We start from the raw sequence: 1,355 nt of genomic DNA, 5'->3' as shown, positions 1-1,355 counted from the left end.
GTCATTCCGCCCATACCGGCCTGCAATGGCGGTATGCGCGGAATGACGACCGGTTATTGGCGCCCGGTCCGCCCCGAAAGGGGGTAGGGAGCACGGACCGGACGCCCATCGCGCGCCAGATCAGCTGGCTGCGAACTTCATCAGTTTGATGGCCTGCGAATCGATGATCGCACCGCCGACCCTTTTGGTTGCATAAAAATGCACGAACGGCTTGTTGCTGAACGGATCGCGCAGGATGCGCGTCTCGCCGCGGTCGGCGACCAGGTAACCGGCGCGGAAATTGCCGAATGCGATCGACAGGCTGTTCGCCGCCACATCGGGCATGTCCTCTGCCTCGACCACCGGATATCCCAGCAGCGTCGCCGCCTGCCCTTCGACCAGCCCCGGCTGCCAGATAAACGCGCCGTCGGCCGTCTTGAACTTGCGGATGCGCGCCAGCGTGTCCGAATTCATCACCCAGCACGCGCCCTGCCGGTACGGCGCTTTCAGCGCATGGACCAGCTCGACCAGCTTGTCCTGCGGGTTTGCGGCCGGAAAGGCGCCCGCGGTCCCCGTCGCCAGATGCTGCAACGTGCCAAAGGCGCGCACCGCATCACCCTCGTTCGTCGTGGCATAGGTCAGGAACCCCTTGGGCCGGTTCGTGCCGTTGCCGGTCACGAATGCGCTACCCTCGGCGACCGCAAACTCGCGCCCCAGCTGGTCGGCCAGCCAATCCTCGACGTTGAACATCGCATCGTCCAGCATCGCCTGGCTCGCCGCCGGATTGGCATAAAGCTCGCCCGACGGCGGCGCAATTTCGGCAAAGCTGCGCGTCGCGGTCTCGGGCCGCGCCGCGGTCTCGCCGACCCAGCCCGCGCCCATCGCCCCCGTCGCGACCAGTTTGCGATAGCCGCTCGTCCCGGTCTGCACGACCGTCGCGATCGACCGGATCGGCGACAGCGCTTTCAGTGTCGCGGCAATCGCTCCGTCGATCTCGCGCGGCACCGCAAAACCGCCCTCGCCGCCGGTTGCGCCCGACAGGCTTTTCATCTCGACCCCAGCGTCGATCCCGCGCCGCAGGTACCGCTCAACAAACGCATCACGCGCCGGATCGGCCGCCTTCGCCCCGTCGAGCGGCAACCGCGCCGCCGCGACCGTCTGCGCATCGACCTGTGCCTTCAGCGCCGCGACCGACGCCTTCAGATCATCGACCGCCTCGGCCGCCAGCACCGCATCGAACGCCCCGTCCAGCGCATCGGCCTTCACTTCCAACTCCACTCACTATCGCGGCGGCCCGTGGGAAGCCGCCTTCGCACGGAATTTTCGCGGCCCGCGCACATGATATTGACCAGCGCCAACACCCTGCCTATAGGCGC

At 67.1% G+C, this 1,355-nt stretch carries 1 protein-coding gene; it reads right to left on the bottom strand.

Translation table 11 applies throughout. From position 1 onward, the window contains the following. Positions 1-120 precede the first annotated feature (120 nt). Positions 121-1,251, bottom strand: coding sequence for a phage major capsid protein (locus IR187_RS16660; protein WP_407699098.1), 1,131 nt, complete (start codon positions 1,249-1,251; stop codon positions 121-123). Positions 1,252-1,355: the final 104 nt, after the last annotated feature.

The organism is Sphingopyxis solisilvae, from assembly GCF_015475875.1.
Taxonomy (GTDB): Bacteria; Pseudomonadota; Alphaproteobacteria; order Sphingomonadales; family Sphingomonadaceae; genus Sphingopyxis; species Sphingopyxis solisilvae.
Note: the sequence above shows the minus strand (reverse complement) of the source record. Positions and strands in the feature narration are given on the sequence as shown.